The following is a 19593-nucleotide window of genomic DNA, read 5'->3' as shown; positions in this document are numbered from 1 at the left end:
ACTGCTTCAGCGGACCCTGAGGTCCAGGCCCTTGTAGATGGAGATGCCGTAGAGGCCGTGCGCGCGCGCACCCTCCACCCGGCGGGTGCTGAACAGGTTCAGGTTGTTGTGCGCGATGTTCATCCAGGCCGAGGCCTCGTTGAGCTGCCGCTGCAGGTTGGCCATGGCTTCGGCGCGCACCGCGGGGTCGGTCGCCGCGCGGCCTTCCTCCAGCCACTGGTCGGTCTGCGGGTTGTTCCAGTTCATCCGGTTCGGCGTGGGGCGCGAGCGGCTGTGCCAGTAGAGGTTCAGCGCGTCATTGGCCGACAGATACGGGTAGCTCAGGAACAGCACGTCGAAGTCCTGCGTCGCGAGCCGGCCCCAGGCCACGGTGGCGTCGAAGAGCTGGATGCGCAGCTCGATCCCCACCTGGCGCACCGCCTGCTGGATGATCTCGCCCAGGCGCTGGTTAATGAGGTTGTTGATGGCAAAGAGCGTCAGCGTGGCGCGCTGCCCGTCCTTCACCCGCACGCCGTCGGGGCCCATGGTCCAGCCGGCCTCGTCCAGCATCCGCCGCGCGGCCGCGGGGTCGAAGGCGGGCACCAGCTCATCGGCCGCCGCCGAGTAGTCCTGCGCGGTCGGGTTGATCAGGCCGCGCGCGGGCTGGGCGTTGCCCGACCACACGGCGCGCACCATGGCCGGCCGGTCCACCGCCATGTGGAAGGCGCGGCGGATGGCCACGTCATTGGCCACGGGCCGGTCCACCTTGAAGCCCAGATAGGTGTCCCAGAGGTAGTTGGGCTGGTTGTTGATGGTGACGGTCGGCACGCGCTGCAGCGAGGCGATGAAGGCGTCCGGGATGTACTGCGTCAGGTCCGCCTGGTTCGACTGCAGCGCGGCGACGCGCGAGGCGGCTTCCGGGATCACGCGCCAGACGATGCGCTCCACATGGGCCGGGCCCTGGTTCTGCAGCACCGGCGGGCCCCAGCGGTAGTTGGGGTGGCGCGTCAGCACCATCTGGTTGCGGGGCGTCCAGCTGTCCCAGCAGAAGGGGCCGGTGCCGTTGAAGCCCTGCACGCCGAAATTGTCGCCGAGCCGTTCGACGGTCGCGGGATCCACGGCCGAGCCGAAGAACATGGCGAGGTTGGGCAGCAGCTCGGAGAAGGGCCGGTTCAGCTCATAGACCAGCGTGTGCGGGCCCGTGGCGCGGATTTCCTTCACATCGCCCGCGCGCCAGGCGACCGGCGAGGTCACGCGCGGCGTGGTGCGGCCGATCCAGCGGTTCAGGCTGAAGGCCATGGCTTCCGCGGTGAAGGGCGTGCCGTCGCAGAAGGTGACGCCCTGGCGCAGATGGAAGGTGTAGGTGCGGCCATCCTCCGACACGTCCCAGCGCTCGGCGAGGCCGGGGCGGATGGTGCGCATGTCGTAGTCCATGCTGACCAGCGTGTCGGACAGCATGGTGATGACCTCGCCCGCCGCCAGCGCCGTGGAACGGTGCGGGTCATAACGGTCGGCGTCGATCTCGCGCATGATCGTGATCTGGTTGCGCGGCTGCGCCTGCGCCTGCCCCGCCACGAAGGCGAGGCCCATCGCGGCCAGCCCCCCCAGCGTCGCGCGTTGCCAGAAGCTTTTCATCTCTTTGCTCTCCCTGATTGGACTAGATCCGATCACACATGGCCGCTTGCGGCCATTGCGTGAATCGGCTCGGAAAATGACGGCAAAGGCGGTTTCCGCGCATGTGGAAACCGCCCTAGATGCGAAGCCGCGGGTCGAGCGCGTCGCGCAGCGCATCGCCCAGCAGGTTGAAGGCCAGCACGATCACGAAGATGCCCAAGGAGGGGATCACGCTGATGTGCGGCGCGATGAAGAGGAAGTTGCGCCCCTGCGCGGCCATGGCCCCCAGCTCCGCCGTCGGCGGCTGCGCGCCGAGGCCGAGGAAGGACAGCGCCGAACCCAGCAGGATCACCTGCCCCAGCCGCAGCGTGGAGAACACGAAGACGGAGGAGAGGCAGTTGGGCGCCAAATGCCGGAAGATCAGCCGGAAGTCGTTCATCCCGATGGCGCGCGCCGCCTCGATGTAGTCGAGGCCCATCACCACCAGCGCGGAGCTGCGGACGATGCGCGCCATCAGCGGGATGGTGGCGATGGACAGCGCGATGATGACGGCCGTGAGCCCCGGGCCGAAGATCGCCGCCAGCGCCAGGCCGAAGAGGATGGCCGGGAAGCTCAGCAGCATGTCCATCAGCCGCATCAGCAGCCCGTCAATGCGGCGGTAATAGGCCGCGCAGAAGCCCACCACCGCGCCGATGACGCCGCCCACGACCAGCGAGAGCAGGCCCATGCCCAGCGTGACGCGCAGGCCGAACAGCATACGCGAGAAGATGTCGCGCCCCTGCCCGTCCGTGCCGAGCCAGTAGCGTTCGGAGGGCGGCTCCATCACCGCCATCAGGTCGGTGGCGAAGGGATCATGCGGGGCGAGCCAGGGCGCGAGGATGGCCAGCAGCACGATCAGGATGACGAGGATGAGGCTGACCGTCCCGCCGAAATCCCGCAGCAGCATCCGCAGCGCCGAGGGGCGGCGGGGGGCCGCGGGGGCGGTGGTGGCGTCGAGGGTGGTGTCGCTCATGTCCCTGCCCTCACGATTGCCGCACGCGCGGGTCGAGCACCGCGTAGAGCAGATCCACGATCAAGTTCACCAGGATGAAGCCGGCCGAGAGCACGATGATGGTACCCTGCGCCATGGGGAAATCCGCGGAGAGAATGGCGCCCACCGCGAGCCGCCCCACGCCGGGCCAGGAGAAGATGGTCTCGGTCACCACCGCGCCGCCCAGCAGGAAGCCGATCTGCAGGCCGATCAGCGTCACCACCGGGATCAGCGCGTTGCGCAGCGCGTGGCGCAGCACCACCAGCCGCTCGTTCAGCCCCTTGGCGCGCGCGGTGCGGACATGGTCGGCGGAGAGCGTGTCCACCACCGCCGTGCGCGTCATGCGCGCCACGGGGCCGACCAGCACGCCACCCAGGGTGACGGCGGGCAGGATGATGGCGCGGATGCCCTCCCAGGTCCAAAGCGGGCCTTCGCGGCCGGTGAAGGGCAGCAGCTGCCACTGGAAGCCCGCGAACCAGATCAGCACCAGGCCCAGGAAGAAGACCGGCACGGACACGCCCGCGACACTGACGGCCATGATGGTGCGGTCCAGGATGGAACCGCGCCAATAGGCCGCGATGGTGCCGAGGAAGATGCCCGTGGGGATGGACCACACCAGCGAGGCGAGCATCAGCTCCACCGTCGGCCCGATGGTGGCGCCGAGCTCCTGCGTCACCGGCACGTTGTTGATGATGGAGACGCCCAGATCCCCCTGCGCCAGCCGCCAGAGGTAGAGGCCGAACTGCACCCAGATGGGCTGGTCGAGCCCCAGCTCCGCGCGGATGGCGGCCACCACCTCCTGCGTGGCCGTCGGGCCGGCGCGGACGGTCGCGGGGTCGGTGGGGACGATCTGCATCAGCAGGAAGCCGATCACCAGCACCCCGAAGAGCACCGGGATGGCGAGCGCGATGCGGTGAAGCGCGTGGCGCAGCATCAGCCGAGCTCCCCGTTGCGGTCGAAGATCGGCGTGCCGCCGCGCAGCGTCAGATGCGCCTGGACGGAGGGGTACTCCTCCGGCGCGATCTGCGTGAGGTCACGCGACATCACGGCGATGTCGGCATCCATGCCCACCTCCAGCGTGCCGCGCTGGTTCTCGGCGAAGGTGCTGTAGGCGCCGCACCAAGTGTAGCAGTGGAGAGCCTCCTGGATGGACAGCCGCTCCTCCGGGCCGAAGACGGTGCCCTGGTTGGTCTGGCGCGTCACCATGGTCAGCAGGTTCAGGAAGGGGTCGGGCGTGGAGACGGGCGCGTCGGAACTGGCGGCCGGGTGATGCCCCTCGCTCAGCCAGGTCTTCATCGGATAGGCGCAGGCGGTGCGCGGCAGGCCCAGGTTGCGCAGATACAGGTCCCCGAACTCATACATGAAGATGGGCTGCGGCACGGGCAGGATGCCGCGCGCCAGCATCCGCCGGCGCTGGTCGCGCGTGAGGAAGCCGCAATGCTCGATGCGGTGGCGGCGGTCGGGCGTGGCGCCGGCCTGCTCCATGCCCACCAGCACCTGCTCGATGGCGGCATCGCCAATGGCGTGGATGTCGAGCTGCCAGCCCTGGTCGTGATACTTCGCCAGCAGGGCGTGGATGGTCTCGGTCGGGAAGGTGAAGACGCCGGTGGTGTTGCCGATGAGGTAGGGGTCGAAGAAGGCCGCCGTCAGCCCGCCCGCGGAACCATCGGCGAAGACCTTCATGGCACCCCAGCGCAGCATGGCGTCGGGGTCGTCACCGGGCTTCCAGGGGCGCATCCCGGCCTCCCAGGCGTCATCCGCGATGCCCTCGGGGTTGCCGGCCAGCACCAGCCACATGCGCTGCAGGCAGCGGCCTTCCTCGACGGCGCGGGCGAAGGCCGCGACCTCGGCCAGGTTCGCCGTCATGCCCACATTCATGTCGGTGGCGGAGGCGAAGCCCATGGCGGCCAAATGCCGGCCCGCCGCCTCGATCGCGTCCACCATGCGGCCCGTATCGGGCGAGGGCACGGCCGCCTTGATGAGCGACAGCGCGCGTTCCTGGATCAGCCCCGTCAGCGCGCCGTCGCGGCGCTCGATCACGCCGCCCTCGGGGTCATGCGTGTTGTGGTTGATGCCGGCCGCGCGCAGGGCGGCGGTGTTGGCGACACCCATATGCCCGCAGGTGCGGGTGATGAAGACCGGGTGGTCCGGCACCGCCGCATCCAGCTCCGCCACCGTCGGGTGGCGGTTGATGTCCAGCGCCGCGTGGTCATAGCCGCGGCCCAGCACCCATTCGCCCTTGGGCGTCTTGTCGGCCGCCGCGCGCAGCCGGGTGCGGACCTCGTCCAGCGTCCGGACCTCCTCCGCGCGGAGGTTCACCATGGACAGGCCCAGGCCGAAGGGCAGCAGGTGCATATGCGCCTCGTTAAAGGCGGGAATCGCAAGCCGCCCGTCCAGCGCCACGCGCTTCGTGCCGGGACCGGCCAGCGCCTCGATCTCGGCATTGGTGCCGACCGCGGCCACCTTGCCGCCGCGGACCGCCACGGCCTCCGCCATGCCGCCCGCCAGGCCGCGAAACACGCTGCCGCCCGTGAGGATCAGATCCACCGCCAAAACCCATGCCCCCAAACTTTGCCTTGCAGCAATCGTCACTGCCCGTAGGACGCCCGTCAACTGGCCCGGACCCTTCCATGACAACCGTTACGCGTGCCACGCTGCGCCATGCGGCACGGCGCGTGCCGCATGGCGCAACCTTGGGCATGATGATGAACCGGCATCCCTTCGCGGCGGATTTCAAGGCACGTCCCTGGTGGTGGGAGGCGGCCGAGCCGCCCGCCCGCGACACCACCCTGCCCGAGCGCACCCGCGTTGCCATCGTGGGTGGAGGTTACACGGGGCTTTCCGCCGCGCTGACCCTGCGGCGCCTGGGCCATGAGGTGGTGGTGCTGGATGCCGAACGAATCGGCTGGGGCGCCTCCTCGCGCAATGGCGGCATGGTCTCGGGCGGGCTGAAGGTGGCGCGCGGGCCGCTCGAGAAGAATTTCGGCCCCGAGCGCGCGGCCGAGATCGCGCGCGCCTGCGGGGCGAGCTTCCCCTTCATCGAGGAGACGATCGCGCGCGAGGGCATCGACTGCGACTATGTGCGCTGCGGCCGCTTCGTGGGCGCCTGGACGCCCAAGCATTTCGACACCTTGGCCAAGACCCTGCCCCGCATCCAGGAGATCTCGGGCCACCCCGCCCGCATGGTCGCGAAGGGCGAGGAAGGCGGCTTCATCGCCACCACCCACTACCATGGCGGCATGTTCGCCGAGGGCGCGGGCAGCCTGCACCCGGGCAAATATGCGCGCGGCCTGGCCGCGGCGGCCGAACGCGCGGGGGCGCATCTGGTGGACCAGGTGCGGGTGGCCGCGGCCCAGCCGGAAGGTTCCGGCTTCCGCCTGCACACCAGCGCGGGCGAAATGCGGGCCGATACGGTGCTGATGGCGACCAACGGCTATTCGCGCGGCGGGCCCATGCCCTGGCTGACGCGGCGGCTGCTGCCCGTCGCCTCCTACATCATCGCGACGGAGGAGCTGGGCGAGGAGCGCATCGAACGCCTCTTCCCCAAGCGGCGCATGATCAGCGACACCAAGCGCGTGCTGAACTACTACCGGCCCTCGCCGGACGGGAAGCGCATCCTCTGGGGTGGGCGGGCCAGCTTCGCCCCGCAATCGCCCGAGGCCGCGGCCCCGCGCCTGCACGCCATGATGTGCGCCGTGCTGCCCGAGCTGCGCGACGTGAAGGTGACGCATGCCTGGACGGGCAATGTCGCCTTCACCTTCGACTACCTGCCGCATCTGGGCGAGGAGGCGGGCGTGCACTACGCCGCCGGCTGCCAGGGCAGCGGGGTCGCGATGGCGACCTGGATGGGCCACAACGCGGCGCTGAAGATGGCGGGCGCGTCCAATGCCGGCTTCGCGCTGGACGGCCTGCCCTTCCCCGACCGCGCCCTCTACAACGGCAACCCGGACTGGTTCCTGCCGATGGTGGGGGCGTGGTACCGGCTGCGGGACAGGATCGACCGGATCGCCGCCTGAGTCTGTCTGCGCGGCCGACCTCCAGGCTTCGCCTTCCGGCGATCGGACGCGTCAGGAACCCCTCTTCCGCATGGTGACCCGCCGCGTGGCCTCGCCCGTCGCCACCTTGGCGAAGCCGTCCAGCACATATTGCGGCCACTTGCCGACGCGCCGCGTGGTCATGTCCACGCAGAGGTAGAGAAGCTCGTTCTCCGACGACACCCAGCCCTCGGTGAAGTGGAACATGCGGTGCTTCATCAGCAGGCGCTTCTCGTCGAAGGACACCACCATGCTGTCGCAGCCGATGGGCATGCCCTCGGTCATCTCGCGCTGGTAGTCGAGCCAGGCCTCGGCCGCGAAGGTGCCCATCTCGATGCGGCGCAGCGCGTTGCCCAGGCCCAGCGGCGTCCAGACCCGGTCCGTCTGCAGGTCGAAGGCCACCATGTAGTAGCCCATGTTGAGGTGGGCGTTCCCGTCCACCCATTCGCGCTTCACGCTGGCGAGAGGCTGGTCCCAGCGGAACCAGCCCCCCTCCATGCGCGGCTTTGGCGCATCGTCGTCGAACGGCATTCAGTGGATCTCGTCGGACTTCGCCAGCGCATCGCGCAGCATGCCGATGTCGAAATCGGGGCGCTTGGCCATTTCCAGGATCACGGCCTCCTTGCGCGTCAGCAGGTCGATCGCGGCGGGCATGGCCTTCACCGCCTCGGCCGGGATCACCACCGCGCCGTGGCGGTCGGCATGGACCACCTCGTCATGGTTCACGGCCATGCCCGCGACGCTGACGGGGCGGCCCCAGTCCACGATGTGGACATAGGCGTGGGACGGGTTCACCACCCCCAGCAGCTGGAAGCCCGGCGCCACCATGTCGAGGTCACGGATCGAGCCGTTCGTCACGCAGCCCAGCGCCTTCAGCCCCTTGTGGACATTGGTGTTGACCTCGCCCCAGAAGGCGCCGGTGCCGGGCACGTCGTCGAGGTCCTGCAGCACCACCACCGTCGGCATGTCGGTGTTCGCCACATACTCATACCAGCCGATGCGCGCCGCGCGGTCCGCTTCCTTGCTGCGGCCCGAGGGGTGCGCGGCGCGGATGGTGCCCACGCGCGCCGGCCCGCAGATGGGCGGCATGGAGGGGTGGGCCGCCGTCAGCGGCCGCACGGTGAAGCCATGGCCGCGGCGGGCCGGCACCACGACTTCCAGCGCGTTGCAGATGGTGGGCGTGTCCCAGGCGCAGAGCGCGTCGAGGTCGGCCTGGGTGTAGGGGCGTTGCATGGCGTTGTCCTCCGATCGGGGCGCAGCTTGTTGCGGGCGGCGGCTTGCGTCAAACCTGCGGGGTGGATTTCCTTCGCGCCGCCCTCTTCACCGCCGAGCCGCGCTTCGCCGCCATCGAGGAGCGGGCAGGCCCCCTGCCCTGGCGCACGCGCCCGCGCGGCTTCGCGGGGCTGTTGCGCACCATCTGCGGCCAGCAGATCAGCAACCAGGCGGCGGGCGCCATCTGGCGGCGGCTCTCCGCGCTGCCGGGCGCGCTGGAGCCGGCCGGCTTCCTGGCGCTGGATGATGCGGCGCTGTGCGGTGTGGCGGGGCTGTCGCGCCCCAAGGCCGCGCATGCCCGCGCGCTGGCCTTGGCCTGCACCGATGGCACGCTGGACTTCGACCGGCTGGCGGAACTGGACGATGAATCCGCCGTCGCCATGCTCTGCACGGTGCGCGGGCTGGGGCCCTGGACGGCGCAAGTGCATCTGCTCTTCGCCGAGAACCGGCCGGACATTTTTCCGGGCGGCGACATCGCGCTGGCCAATTCCGCGCGGCACCTCTTCGCGCTTGAGGCACGGCCCACGCCGCGCGCCCTGGCCGAGATGGCCAGGGCCTGGTCGCCCGCGCGCGGCCTGGCCGCACGCCTGCTCTGGCACCATTGGCGGCACGAGACGGGCCGCCCGCTGATCGAGGACCCCTGACCTTGCCCCGCTTCTCCCCCGCCATCCTCGCCACCGCCGAACCGCCCATCCCCGCCGCGCGCGAATGGGCGGCACGCTATACGGGGCAGCACGGCCCGGCCCTCGATTTGACCCAGGCCGTGCCGGGCTATCCGCCCCACCCCGAATTGCTGGCGCGGCTGGGCGAGGCGGCTTCCCAGCGAGACGCGGCGGGCTATGGCCCCATCGCGGGCGATGACGCGCTGCGCGAGGCCCTGGCGGAGGACGCCTCGCGCTTCTACGGCAGCGCGATCGGCGCGGCGGAGGTCGCCATCACCGCCGGCTGCAACCTCGCTTTCGCCATGGCCATGACCGTGATCGCGGAGCCGGGGGCCGAGGTGCTGGTCCCCACCCCCTGGTACTTCAACCACGAGATGACGCTGCGCATGCAGGGGGTCACCGCCCGCCCCCTGTCCTGCCGCGCCGAGGATGGCTTCGTGCCGGACCCGGCGCGGGCGGAGGGCCTCATCACCGACCGCACCCGCGCCATCCTGCTGGTCAGCCCCAACAACCCGACGGGCGCCATCTACCCCGCCGCGACACTCGGCGCCTTCGCGGAACTGGCGGCGCGGCGCGGGCTGTGGCTGGTGCTGGACGAGACCTACCGCGACTTCCTGGCCGAGGCCCCGCATGACCTCTTCGAGACGGCGCGGGACAACCTCGTCCACCTCTACAGCTTCTCCAAGGCGCATTGCATCCCGGGCCACCGGCTCGGCGCCGTCATCGCGCCGCGCGCCTTCCAGGCGCAGCTCGCCAAGGCGCTGGACAGTTTCCAGATCTGCCCGGCCCGCCCCGCGCAGCGCGTCATCGCCTGGGCCATCCCCGCGCTGCGCGACTGGCGCGAGGCGAACCGCCGGCTGATGGAGGACCGCGCCCGCGCCTGCCGCGCCGCGCTGAACCAGGCGCGCATTGACGCGCTGGGCGCCTATTTCGCCTATGTCCGCCTGCCCGAGGGCGCGCCCGATGCCATGGACGCCGCCGCCTGGCTCGCGGAGCATCGCGGCGTCATGACCCTGCCCGGGCCCTTTTTCGGCCCCGGCCAGGCGCGGCACCTGCGCCTCGCCTTCGCCAATGCCGAGGCGGAGCGGCTCGCGGAACTCGGCGCCCGCTTCGCCTTCACGCAGGCGGCCCGATGAGCGAGGCCGAGCGCCTCGCCACCCGGCGGGGTCTCAATCCAGGCGGATGTTCCCCTCCCGGATCACCCGCTCCCACTTCGAGAGCTCGGATTCCAGGAAGGCCCGGAACTCGTCCGGCGTGTTGCGCCGCGTGCCGACGTTCAGCCCGGCCAGGCGCTCGGCCACGGGCGGGTGGGTGATGGCGTCGTTCATCGCGGCGTTGAGGCGCTGCACCACCTCGGCCGGCGTGCCGCGGGGGACGAAGGCGCCGTTCCACTCATAGGCTTCGAAGCCGGGCAGCGTCTCGGCCACCGCCGGCACGTCGGGCAGGCTGGCGAGCCGCCCCGTGCCGCTATGCCCCACCGCCCGCAGCGCGCCCGACTGCACATGGCCGGTGGAGGCGCTGGCATTGCTGAAGAAGAAATTGATCTGCCCGCCGATCACGTCGGTCAGGGCCGGCCCGCCGCCGCGATAGGGCACATGCGTCAGCGGCAGCTGCGTCATCTGCCGGAACAGCTCCAGCGCCATGTGCTGCGCCGAGCCATTGCCGGAGGAGGCCCAGTTCAGCCCGCCCGGCGTATTCCGCGCGAGGGCGATCACATCCTGCACCGTGCGGACCTGCACGCTGGGCGTCACCACCAGAAGGTTCGGCACCACGGCGGAGAGGAAGACCGGCACCAAATCCCGCCGCACGTCGAAGGGCAGATGCGGCATCAGGAACGGGTTGATGGAAAGCCCCGTCGCGTCATAGAGCACCGTGTAGCCATCGGGCGTGCTGCGGACCGCGGCATTGGCGCCGATGGTGCCCGTGGCGCCGGGCCGGTTCTCGATGACGAAGTTCTGCCCCAGGATCTCGGCCACGCGCGAAAAGAGGATGCGCCCCACCGTGTCCGCCCCGCCGCCCGGCGGCCAGGGGATGATGACGCGCACCGGCCGCTGCGGCCAGGCGCCCTGCGCCTGCACGACAACAGGCGCGGCCAGCGCGCCGAGCAGGACCGCCCGGCGCGCGGTGGTGATGGTGGACATGGCAACTGCCTCCCTTCTGATTGGAGGCAGTATGCCCGCACCTCACTCCGGCTGGAAGTTCGCGATCCGGAGCAGCTCTTCCGTCCGGTTGAAATCCGCCTGGATGAAGTTCACCAGCTCCTGCCCGCCCTGGAAGAGCGGCTCGATGCCCAGCGTCACGGTGCGCTGCGCCACGTCCGGCTCCATCATGGCGGTCGAGAGTTCGCGCTGGATGCGGTCCGTGATCTCGGCGGGCACGCCGCGCGGGGCCCACAGCGCCCACCAGGACTGCAGGTCCACGCTGGGCATGCCGCCCTCGGCCGTGGTCGGCACCTCGGGTGCCGCCGGGCTGCGCCGCGCCGAGGTGATGGCCACGGGCTTCGCGCGGTTGGCGCGCACCGGCGGCAACGTCGCCAGCATCGGGTCGAAGATGAGCTGCACGCGGTCCGCGAAGAGGTCCGGCAGGGCGGGGCCGGTGCCGCGATAGGTCGCGATCGGCACTTCCACGCCCAACTGCCGGATGAACTCCACCGTGGCGAGATGCCCCGCCGCCCCCAGCGAGGAGGTGGCGAAGGTCCAGTCGCGCGGGTTGGCACGGATGGCGGCCACCACCTCCTGCAAGGTGGTCTGCGGACGGCCCGGCGCCATGATCAGCAGCAGCGGCCCCTGCCCCACGCGCGCCACCGGCACCAGGTCCACCATGGGGTCGTAGCCCGGGTCGCGCAGCACGAGGCGCGCCAGGGTCTGCACGCTGGCCGAGAAGCAGAAGGTGTAGCCGTCCGGCGTGGACTGCGCGACATAACGCCCGCCCACGGTGCCGCTGGCGCCGGAACGGTTCTCGACCACCACGCTCTGGCCCAGGCGTTCCTGCAGCTTCTGCGCGGTGATGCGCGCCATGGCGTCCACGGAGCCACCAGGCGCATAGGGCGCCACGAGGCGGATGGTCCGGTTGGGCCAGGCGCCCTGCGCGTGCACCGCGGGCGCGGCCAGCAAGCTCGCGCCCGCCGCGGTCAGAATTCCACGCCGATTCATTATAGTGGCCTCCTTGCCGATTGATTGCCGCGACGCTAACCAACCGGCCCGACCGCCGCAATCACAAGGTTGCGGCGGGATGACGCCGCCAGACCGGCTGTGCCGCTTGCTTAGTCAGCGAAGCCGTTGGGCGTGATGCCGCGCGGGGCGATCATCGCGTAGGGTTCGCGGGACAGGAATTGGCCGGTGCCGGGCTGGGCCGTCACCTGGTCGTTCTCCATCACGCTTTCGCCGCGGCGCAGCACGCGCACGGGCCAGCCCGTGACCTCCATTCCCTCATAGGGCGTGTAGTCGGCCACATGCTGCATCATGGCGTTGGTCAGGGTGCGGCGCTGCCGCGGGTCCCACAGCGCGATGTCGGCGTCCGCCCCCACATGGATGCCGCCCTTGCGCGGCCAGAGGCCCAGCATCCTGGCCGGGTTGGTGGCGACCAGGCGCACGAAGTGCTCGGGCGTGATGCGGCCCTTGGAGACGCCCTCGCTGAACATCAGCGGCAGGCGGGCGGTGATGCCCGGAATGCCGTTCGGGATCAGGTCGAAGCGGTCGGTGCCGTTCTGCCGCTTTCCCTTCGGCCCGTCGAAGCTGTAGGCGCAATGGTCGCTGGAGACGACGTCCAGCACGCCGCGGCGGATCATGTCCCAGACGCGCTCATGCTCCTCCGCGCCGCGCGGGGCCGGGCTGCAGATGAACTTGGCGCCCTCGAACTCGCCATCCTTCTCGCTGGTGCGGGCCATGTCGTCGGCCGTCAGCGTCACATATTGCGGGCAGGTCTCGCCCCAGACCTTCACGCCGCGCGCCTGGGCGGCGGCGATCTCCTCTGCCACCTCGGCGCAGCTCACATGGAAGATCTGGATGGGCTGGTCCACCAGCTCCGCCAGCGCGATGGCGCGGTGCGTGGCCTCGCGCTCCACCACCGGCGGCCGCGCCCAGGCGTGGTATTTCGGCGCCGTCATGCCGGCGGCCAGCAGCGCCTCGATGCGCCACTTGATGGCGTCGTAATTCTCACAATGGACATGGACCAGGCATTGCAGCTTCCGCGCCGCGCGCAGCACGCGCAGGTATTCCGCGTCGCTCAGGTGCACCGCGTCATAGGTCAGGAACACCTTGAGGCTGCGGATGCCACGCGCCACCACCTGCGGCAATTCGCGTTCCAGCACCTCATCGGTCGGGTCGGTGATGATCTGGTGGAAGCTGTGGTCCAGCATCCCGGTGGCCGCGCGGCGGGCATAGTCGTCGGCGCGCTCCAGGATGCCATGGCCCTTCCATTGCGGGATGAAGGAGACGGTGCTGGTGGTGCCGCCCGCGAAGGCGGCGCGCGAGGCGGTGATGAAGCTCTCCTCGCTGAGACCGCCCGCGGCATTGGGTTCCTCGATGTGGCAATGCGTGTCCACGCCGCCGGGCATGACCCAGAGCCCGTCCGCCTCGATGACACGGCCCGCGCCCTCGATCCGTTCCGCGAGTGCCACGACACGCCCGCCCGCGATGCCCACATCGGCGCGCCGCATGCCATCGGCCGTGACGACAATGCCGCCCCGGATCGCCAGTTCCACTTCGCTCATTCCCGCACTCCTGGTTCGGCGCCATCAAAATCCCTGGATTGATCGGGCGCAAGGTAAAGCGGCCGGCGCGCGGGGCAGCATCGGCGCCATGAAGCTCCTCGACCTCTCGGCCTATGCCCAGGCCAACCTGCCGCGCTACACGAGCTACCCCACCGCGCCGCATTTCGGCCCGCTGGAGGAGGCCACCTATCGCGGCTGGCTCTCGCGCATGCCGCCGGCCGAGGCGCTTTCCCTCTACGTCCACATCCCCTTCTGCCATGAGCTGTGCTGGTATTGCGGCTGCCACACCTCCGTGACGCGCAACGACGAACGCGTCGCCCGCTATGCCGAGGCGCTGCACCGCGAGGCGCGGCTGCTGGCGCTGGCCCTGCCCTGCGACGGCATCGTGCAGCACCTGCACCTGGGCGGCGGCACGCCGAGCGCGCTGGGGGCGGGGCGGCTCTCCGCGCTGATGGGCAAGCTGCGGGCCTTGTTCCCCTTCGCCCGCCGCGCGGAACTCTCCATCGAGCTGGACCCGCGCACGCTGACCGAGGATGTGGTGGCCACCCTGGCGCGCGAAGGCTTCACCCGCGCCTCCCTGGGCCTGCAGGACGCGAACCCGGAGGTGCAGGAACGCATGGGCCGGGCGCAGCCGGTGGAGATGGTGCGCCAGGCCGTCGGGCGCCTGCGTGCCGCGGGCCTGGCCGCCATCAACCTCGACATGATGTACGGCCTGCCCGGCCAGACGCGCGCGCATGTGGCGGAGACGGCGCGGCTGGCGGCGGAGCTGGGTGCGGACCGCGTCTCGGTGTTCGGGTATGCCCATGTGCCCTGGATGAAGCCCGCCCAGAAGGCCATCCAGGAGGCCGACCTGCCCGACGCCGCCGCCCGGATGGAGCAGGCGCAGGAGGCCTCCGACAGCCTGCGGGGCGCGGGCTTCCTGCCCATCGGCCTCGACCACTTCGCGCGCGCCCACGACCCCATGGCGCGCGCGGCGGCCAGCGGCCGGCTGCGGCGCAACTTCCAGGGCTACACCACCGATGACGCGCCGATGCTGCTGGGGCTCGGCGCTTCCTCCATCGGGGCGGTGCCGCAGGGATACGCGCAGAACATTCCGGATGAACGCGGTTACGTGGCGGCCGTGGAGGCGGGCCGGCTGCCCGTGGTCCGCGGCCTGGAGCTGACGGGCGAGGACATCCTTCGCCGCACCGCCATCGAGCGCGTGATGTGCGACCTGGCGCTGGACCTGGACACGCTGCCGGCGGCCATCCTGCAATCGGCGCTGCCCGGGCTGCACGCGCTGGAGCGGGACGGCCTGGTGAGGGTGGCGGGCGCCTGGCTGACCGTGCCGGACGAGGCGCGGCCCTTCCTGCGGCATGTCGCGGCCTGCTTCGATGCGCGGCTGAACAGCGGAAAGGGCAGGCACAGCGCGGCCGTGTGATGTTCCCCGCGACATCGCCTGCGGCGCTGCCGCGGGGCCCCGAAGTCTTCCCCACGAAACCGCCTGCGGCGTCTTCGCGGGGGCCCCGAAGTATTCCCCACGAAACCGCCTGCGGCGTCTTCGCGGGGGCCCCGAAGTATTCCCCACGAAACCGCCTGCGGCGTCTTCGCGGGGGCCCCGGTTCAATCCCCGCGAAACCGCCTGCGGCACTTTCGCGGGGGCCCCGTTTGGGCCCGGCCGCCTTACTATCTTACCATCTTACTATCTTACCCGCCGCACGAATGCAGCGGGCGTGGGGAGGGCGTTGGCAGGCCGCACAATGTCCTGAAAAACTGAAAAAAGTCAAGTAAATCAGCGCGGCAGGAAGGGGTTTGTCCGCCGCTCCGTGCCGAAGTCCGAACCCGGGCCATGGCCGCAAAGGAATTGGATGTCGTCGCCCAGCGGCATCAGCTTGGTCATGATGGCATGGATCAGCGCGTCATGGTCGCCATAGGGGAAGTCGGTGCGGCCGATGGAGCCTTGGAACAGCACATCGCCCACGAAGGCGATCCGCAGCGCCTCCGAGACGAAGACCACGCTGCCCGGCGAATGGCCCGGGCAATGCAGCACGGCGAAGTCCTGCCCCGCGATGGTGACCGTCTCGCCCTCCGTGAGCCAACGGTCGGGCACCAGGTCGCGGGCCTCCAGCCCATAGGCGGAGGCCTGCTTTTCCAGATTGTCCAGCAGCATCTTGTCGGCCAGGTGCGGGCCGACCACGGGCACGCCGGGCGAGGCCTCGCGCAGCTCATCCGCGCCGCCGGCATGGTCAATATGGCCGTGGGTGAGCAGGATCTGCTCCAGCTCCAGCCCCTGCTCCGCCAGCACCTGCCGAATGCGCGCGACATCGCCGCCGGGGTCGATCACGGTCGCGCGCATTGTCGTGTCGTCCCAGACCAGGGCGCAATTCTGCTGGAAGGCGGTGACGGGGAGGATGGCGGCCTTGAGGGCCATGGGCGGTTCTCCGTTCCGAGGTCCGCCCCTGGCTATCACCCCGGCAGCACCATCACCACCCTCAGCCCGCCCGCGTCCTCGCCCGAGGCCGCGCGGTTATGAAGCGTCACCTCCCCGCCATGGGCGCGGAAGATGCTGCGCGCGATGGTGAGGCCCAGGCCCGTGCCGCCCGTCTCGCGGTTGCGGCTGCCCTCGATGCGCTGGAAGGGCTGGAACACCTTTTCGTGGGAATGGTCCGGAATGCCCGGCCCGTCATCCTCCAGCACCAGACGCGCGCCGCCGCCGCGGGGCTCCAGCGTCAGCCGCGCGGCATCGCCGTATTTCAGGGCATTGGCCACGAGGTTCACCAGCGCCCGCTTCATGGCCAGCGGCCGCAGCGGCATGACGAAATGCTCGGGCCCGCCGTAGTGGATGCGCTCGGCCAGGTCGGGGTTGGCGTCGGAGGCCTCGTCCAGCACGGTGCGGACGAGGCTCGCCAGGTCCAGCGGCGTCGCGGGCTCGGCGGCCGCGTCGTCGCGGGCGAAGGCTAGGGTGGAGGCGATCATCGCCTCCATCTCCGCCAGGTCGGCCAGCATGCGGCGCTGCTGGTCCTCGTCATCCATGAATTCGGCGCGCAGGCGCAGGCGGGTGATGGGCGTGCGCAGGTCATGGCTGATCGCGGCCAGCATCTGGGTGCGGTCGGCCACGAAGCGGCGGATGTTGCTCGCCATGCCGTTGAAGGCGGCGGCGGCCTGCGCCACCTCGCGCGGGCCGTTCTCGGGCAGGGCGGGCGCGTTCACGTCGCGGCCCAGGCGCTCGGCCGCGGCCGCGAGGTCGGCCACCGGGCGCGTCAGCCGTCGGACCGCCCAGAGGATGAGCAGGAGGGCCGCCACGGACATGGCGGCGAAGGCGAAGAGGAAGCGGTCCGAATGCCAGGGGCGCGGCGCGGGCACGCGCAGCGAGAGGTTCAGCCAGGCGGGCTGCGCCCAGGGCGGGTCGGGGAAGCGCAGCGAGATCATGATGTGCGAGGGGCCGGCCATGCCCGAGACGATGTCGGCCGGCCGCAGGCGGCGCGACACGATGGGCGGCGGGCCCTCCAGCCGGAACAGCCGCGCATGGCCCGGCGCCACGGGGGGCATGTCAGGGCGGGCGCGGGGGCCGGGGTCCAGCGTCGCGGTGACTTCGGCGGGGAACTCGGCCTCGGCCAGCAGGGCGATGCGGCGCTCGGGCGGGGCGTTCACCAGCACCCGCCACAGCCCGATGATGCGGTTGGAAATGTAACGCGCCTCGGCCGCGCGTTGCAGTTCGATGCGGTCAAAGGCGTGGATGGTCAGGCCCAGCCCCTGCACCGCCATCAGCCCCACCACCAGCACCAGCGCGGTGCGCCCGGCGAGGGTGCGCGGGCGCAGCCAGCCGAACCAGCGCCATTCGCGCCGGGGCGCCGCGGCGCTCAACCCCGCTCGACCGTGGCCGAGAGCACGTAGCCGCCGCCACGCACCGTCTTGATGACCGAGGGGTTGCGCCCGTCATCCTCCAGCTTGCGCCTGAGCCGCGAGATGGCGACGTCTATGGCGCGGTCGAAGGGGCCGGGCTGGCGGTTGTGGATGATGTCCATGAGCATGTCGCGCGTCATCACGCGGTTGGGGCGGTCGAGCAAGGTGGTCAGCAGCTCGTACTCGCCGCCGGTCAGCGGCACCTCGGCGCCGTCGGGGTTGAGCAGGCGGCGGCGCGTAGGCTCCAACACCCAGCCCGCGAAGCGCAGGATCTGGTCGGGCACGGCCTCCTGCGCCTCGGCGCCCTGGGCGCGGCGCAGCACGGCGCGGATGCGGGCCAGCAATTCGCGCGGGTTGAAGGGCTTGGCCATGTAGTCGTCGGCGCCCAGCTCCAGGCCCACGATACGGTCCGTCTCCTCGCCTATGGCGGTCAGCATCACGATGGGGATGCTGGACTGCCCGCGCAGCCAGCGCGCGAGGTCGAGGCCGGATTCCCCCGGCATCATCAGGTCCAGCACCACGAGGTTGTAGCGCGCGAGCGGCCAGAGCTTGCGCGCATCCCGCGCATCACGCGCCAGGGTCACGCGCAGCCCCTGCTTTTCCAGGAACTTTCCCAGCAGCTCCCGGATGTCGCGGTCGTCGTCAATGACGAGGATGTGCGGCTTCGTTTCCATGCCTGCCATGTTACAGCCCAGGCGTGTTGCGGGGTGTGGCCTATTGTAACAGAGCGGGCGGCTCTCGACCCCCGCGCGGGCCGCATGATATGCAGCGCCCACGGGGGCGTGCCGGAACGGTAGACGGACTCGGCTCAAAATCGAGCGGCCGAAAGGCCATGGGGGTTCGAGTCCCCCCGCCCCTACCACCCCTTCCACGAAGAGCACCCGCCCGCGGCGCGGCCCGAAGGGCGTTTGGAGAAATGGGCAAGCCTGCGGGAGGATCCGGCAACCGCCGCCGGCCCTGTCGGGCGATAGCTGCTGTCGCCAATTCCACCCCGACAGGAGTTCCCGATGAGCGCCATTTCCCTCGTCACCGGCGGCAGCCGCGGCCTCGGCCGCAACACCGCCATCAGCATTGCCCGCCATGGCGGCGACGTCCTCCTCACCTACCGCAACGGCGCCGAGGACGCGCGGGCCGTGGTGGCGGAGATCACGGCCCTTGGCCGGAAGGCGGTGGCGCTGCGGCTCGACACCGGCGACGTCGCGGGCTTTCCCGCCTTCGTCGAAGCCGTGCGCGCGGCGCTTCAGGCGAATTGGGGCCGCGACCGCTTCGACCACCTGGTGAACAATGCGGGCCATGGCGAAATGGCCGGCATCGCCGAGACCACCGTCGCGCAGTTCGACAGGCTGTTCGACGTCCATGTGAAGGGCGTCTTCTTCCTGACGCAGGCGCTGCTGCCGCTGATGGCCGATGGCGGGCGCATCGTGAACTTCTCCTCCGGCCTGACGCGGGTGTCCTATCCGGGCTTCTCGGCCTATTCGGCGGCGAAGGGCGCGGTCGAGATCCTGACGCTCTACATGGCCAAGGAGCTCGGCCACCGCGGCATCACGGCCAACACGGTGGCGCCGGGCGCCATCGAGACCGACTTCCTGGGCGGCGCCGTGCGCGACACGCCGGCCTACAACGAGGCCTTCGCCGCCATGATCGCGCTGGGCCGCGTGGGCCTTCCCGACGATATCGGCCCCGCGGTCGCGAGCCTGCTCGGCCCCGACAACCGTTGGGTCACCGCGCAGCGCATCGAGATCTCCGGCGGCCAGAACATCTGACCGCCCTCAGGCGGCCAGGGTGTGCCGGCCCCTGGCCTCCTTCATGTCGCGGGCGGGCGTGATCCCGAAGAGGCGGCCGTATTCGCGGGTGAATTGCGGGATGCTCTCATAGCCGACCGCATAGGCCGCGTGGCTGCCAGCGACCCCCTCGGACAGCATCATGCGCCGCGCCTCGATGAGGCGCAGCTGCTTCTGGAACTGGAGCGGCGAGAGCGAGGTCACCGCGCGGAAATGCTGGTGGAAGGAGGAAGGGCTCATCCCCGTGGCCTCCGCCAGGCGTTCGACGCGCAGCGGCCGCGCATAGCCCTCCCGGATCATCGCCACCGCGCGGCCGATCCGCCGGGCATGGCTGTCCGTGGCGCCCAAGGCGCGGATGGCGGCACCATGGCGGCCGGCCAGCAGCCAGTAGTGCAGTTCGCGGAGCAGCTGGTCCTTCAGCACGGGAAGGGCCGCCGGCCGATCCATCACGCGCAGGAGGCGCAGGGCGGCGTCCGCGACCTCCGCATCGGTCGGATCCACGCTGATGCGGGCCGTGGCGCCTTGCTGGACCAGCCGCATGTCCGTCGCGAGGGCTTCGATCACCGCCGGGTCAAGCTCCAGCACGAAGGCGTGGTAGGGCGCGGCCAGGTCGGCGCGGGTGATCTAG

Annotated in this window: 18 protein-coding genes and 1 tRNA gene; 6 read left to right on the top strand and 13 right to left on the bottom strand. The window is 70.7% G+C overall.

Annotated features, from left to right (window positions below; genetic code table 11):
- Positions 1 to 6 precede the first annotated feature (6 nt).
- From JTN19_RS19200 to JTN19_RS19185, 4 genes are all read right to left on the bottom strand, one after another.
- On the bottom strand, positions 7 to 1614 hold the full coding sequence (locus JTN19_RS19200; protein WP_206935982.1) for an ABC transporter substrate-binding protein: 1608 nt from the start codon (positions 1612 to 1614) through the stop codon (positions 7 to 9).
- Between the two features lie 115 nt (positions 1615 to 1729).
- Positions 1730 to 2605: an ABC transporter permease gene (locus JTN19_RS19195; RefSeq protein ID WP_206935980.1), complete on the bottom strand. Its 876-nt coding sequence runs from the start codon at positions 2603 to 2605 to the stop codon at positions 1730 to 1732.
- A gap of 10 nt (positions 2606 to 2615) precedes the next feature.
- Positions 2616 to 3557, bottom strand: coding sequence for an ABC transporter permease (locus tag JTN19_RS19190; protein ID WP_206935978.1), 942 nt, complete (start codon positions 3555 to 3557; stop codon positions 2616 to 2618).
- The gene (locus JTN19_RS19185; protein WP_340643373.1) at positions 3557 to 5170 is read right to left on the bottom strand and encodes an amidohydrolase; all 1614 of its coding nucleotides are present in this window, start codon (positions 5168 to 5170) and stop codon (positions 3557 to 3559) included. Before JTN19_RS19185 ends, JTN19_RS19190 begins: the two co-directional genes overlap by 1 nt.
- 83 nt (positions 5171 to 5253) lie before the next feature.
- On the opposite strand from JTN19_RS19185, the gene JTN19_RS19180 reads away from it, so the two are divergent.
- Complete coding sequence (locus tag JTN19_RS19180) at positions 5254 to 6639, top strand: NAD(P)/FAD-dependent oxidoreductase (RefSeq protein WP_242531301.1); 1386 nt, start codon at positions 5254 to 5256, stop codon at positions 6637 to 6639.
- 51 nt (positions 6640 to 6690) lie between these two features.
- On the opposite strand, the gene JTN19_RS19175 is transcribed toward JTN19_RS19180, so the two are convergent.
- Positions 6691 to 7188 (bottom strand): thioesterase family protein, encoded by a 498-nt coding sequence (locus JTN19_RS19175; protein ID WP_206935972.1) that lies wholly within the window; start codon positions 7186 to 7188, stop codon positions 6691 to 6693.
- A complete protein-coding gene (locus JTN19_RS19170; RefSeq protein ID WP_206935969.1) occupies positions 7189 to 7890 on the bottom strand; it encodes an RraA family protein in 702 nt (233 codons plus the stop codon).
- 62 nt (positions 7891 to 7952) lie between these two features.
- Here JTN19_RS19170 and JTN19_RS19165 point away from each other — a divergent pair, with 62 nt between their 5' ends.
- Complete coding sequence (locus JTN19_RS19165) at positions 7953 to 8573, top strand: DNA-3-methyladenine glycosylase 2 family protein (RefSeq protein ID WP_206935967.1); 621 nt, start codon at positions 7953 to 7955, stop codon at positions 8571 to 8573.
- Positions 8574 to 8575: 2 nt separating this feature from the next.
- Positions 8576 to 9727 (top strand): aminotransferase, encoded by a 1152-nt coding sequence (locus JTN19_RS19160; protein WP_242531300.1) that lies wholly within the window; start codon positions 8576 to 8578, stop codon positions 9725 to 9727.
- Positions 9728 to 9760: 33 nt separating this feature from the next.
- Here JTN19_RS19160 and JTN19_RS19155 read toward each other — a convergent pair whose 3' ends face one another.
- From JTN19_RS19155 to hydA, 3 genes are all read right to left on the bottom strand, one after another.
- Positions 9761 to 10732, bottom strand: a complete 972-nt coding sequence (locus JTN19_RS19155; protein WP_206935964.1) for a Bug family tripartite tricarboxylate transporter substrate binding protein — start codon at positions 10730 to 10732, stop codon at positions 9761 to 9763.
- Positions 10733 to 10774: 42 nt separating this feature from the next.
- Entirely contained in the window at positions 10775 to 11743 is a 969-nt protein-coding gene (locus JTN19_RS19150) for a Bug family tripartite tricarboxylate transporter substrate binding protein (protein ID WP_206935960.1), read from the bottom strand.
- A gap of 110 nt (positions 11744 to 11853) precedes the next feature.
- Entirely contained in the window at positions 11854 to 13302 is a 1449-nt protein-coding gene (gene hydA / locus JTN19_RS19145; protein ID WP_206935956.1) for a dihydropyrimidinase, read from the bottom strand.
- 88 nt (positions 13303 to 13390) lie between these two features.
- Between hydA and hemN the strand changes: the two genes are divergently transcribed.
- A complete protein-coding gene (hemN, locus tag JTN19_RS19140; RefSeq protein WP_206935954.1) occupies positions 13391 to 14722 on the top strand; it encodes an oxygen-independent coproporphyrinogen III oxidase in 1332 nt (443 codons plus the stop codon).
- Between the two features lie 351 nt (positions 14723 to 15073).
- Here hemN and JTN19_RS19135 read toward each other — a convergent pair whose 3' ends face one another.
- From JTN19_RS19135 to JTN19_RS19125, 3 genes are read right to left on the bottom strand one after another with little or no spacing between them, the layout of a single operon-like run.
- Complete coding sequence (locus JTN19_RS19135; RefSeq protein ID WP_206935951.1) at positions 15074 to 15712, bottom strand: MBL fold metallo-hydrolase; 639 nt, start codon at positions 15710 to 15712, stop codon at positions 15074 to 15076.
- Positions 15713 to 15747: 35 nt separating this feature from the next.
- On the bottom strand, positions 15748 to 17145 hold the full coding sequence (locus JTN19_RS19130) for an ATP-binding protein (protein ID WP_242531299.1): 1398 nt from the start codon (positions 17143 to 17145) through the stop codon (positions 15748 to 15750).
- Entirely contained in the window at positions 17142 to 17858 is a 717-nt protein-coding gene (locus JTN19_RS19125; protein WP_206935950.1) for a response regulator, read from the bottom strand. Before JTN19_RS19125 ends, JTN19_RS19130 begins: the two co-directional genes overlap by 4 nt.
- 102 nt (positions 17859 to 17960) lie before the next feature.
- Between JTN19_RS19125 and JTN19_RS19120 the strand changes: the two genes are divergently transcribed.
- A tRNA-Leu gene (locus JTN19_RS19120) sits at positions 17961 to 18046 on the top strand.
- Positions 18047 to 18191: 145 nt separating this feature from the next.
- The gene (locus JTN19_RS19115) at positions 18192 to 18947 is read left to right on the top strand and encodes an SDR family NAD(P)-dependent oxidoreductase (protein WP_206935947.1); all 756 of its coding nucleotides are present in this window, start codon (positions 18192 to 18194) and stop codon (positions 18945 to 18947) included.
- Between the two features lie 6 nt (positions 18948 to 18953).
- On the opposite strand, the gene JTN19_RS19110 is transcribed toward JTN19_RS19115, so the two are convergent.
- A complete protein-coding gene (locus JTN19_RS19110; protein WP_340643377.1) occupies positions 18954 to 19589 on the bottom strand; it encodes an AraC family transcriptional regulator in 636 nt (211 codons plus the stop codon).
- Between the last annotated feature and the right edge of the window lie 4 nt (positions 19590 to 19593).

Origin of the sequence: Roseococcus thiosulfatophilus, from assembly GCF_017311575.1 — a bacterium.
GTDB lineage: Bacteria > Pseudomonadota > Alphaproteobacteria > Acetobacterales > Acetobacteraceae > Roseococcus > Roseococcus thiosulfatophilus.
This window is presented reverse-complemented; position numbering and strand designations above follow the sequence as displayed.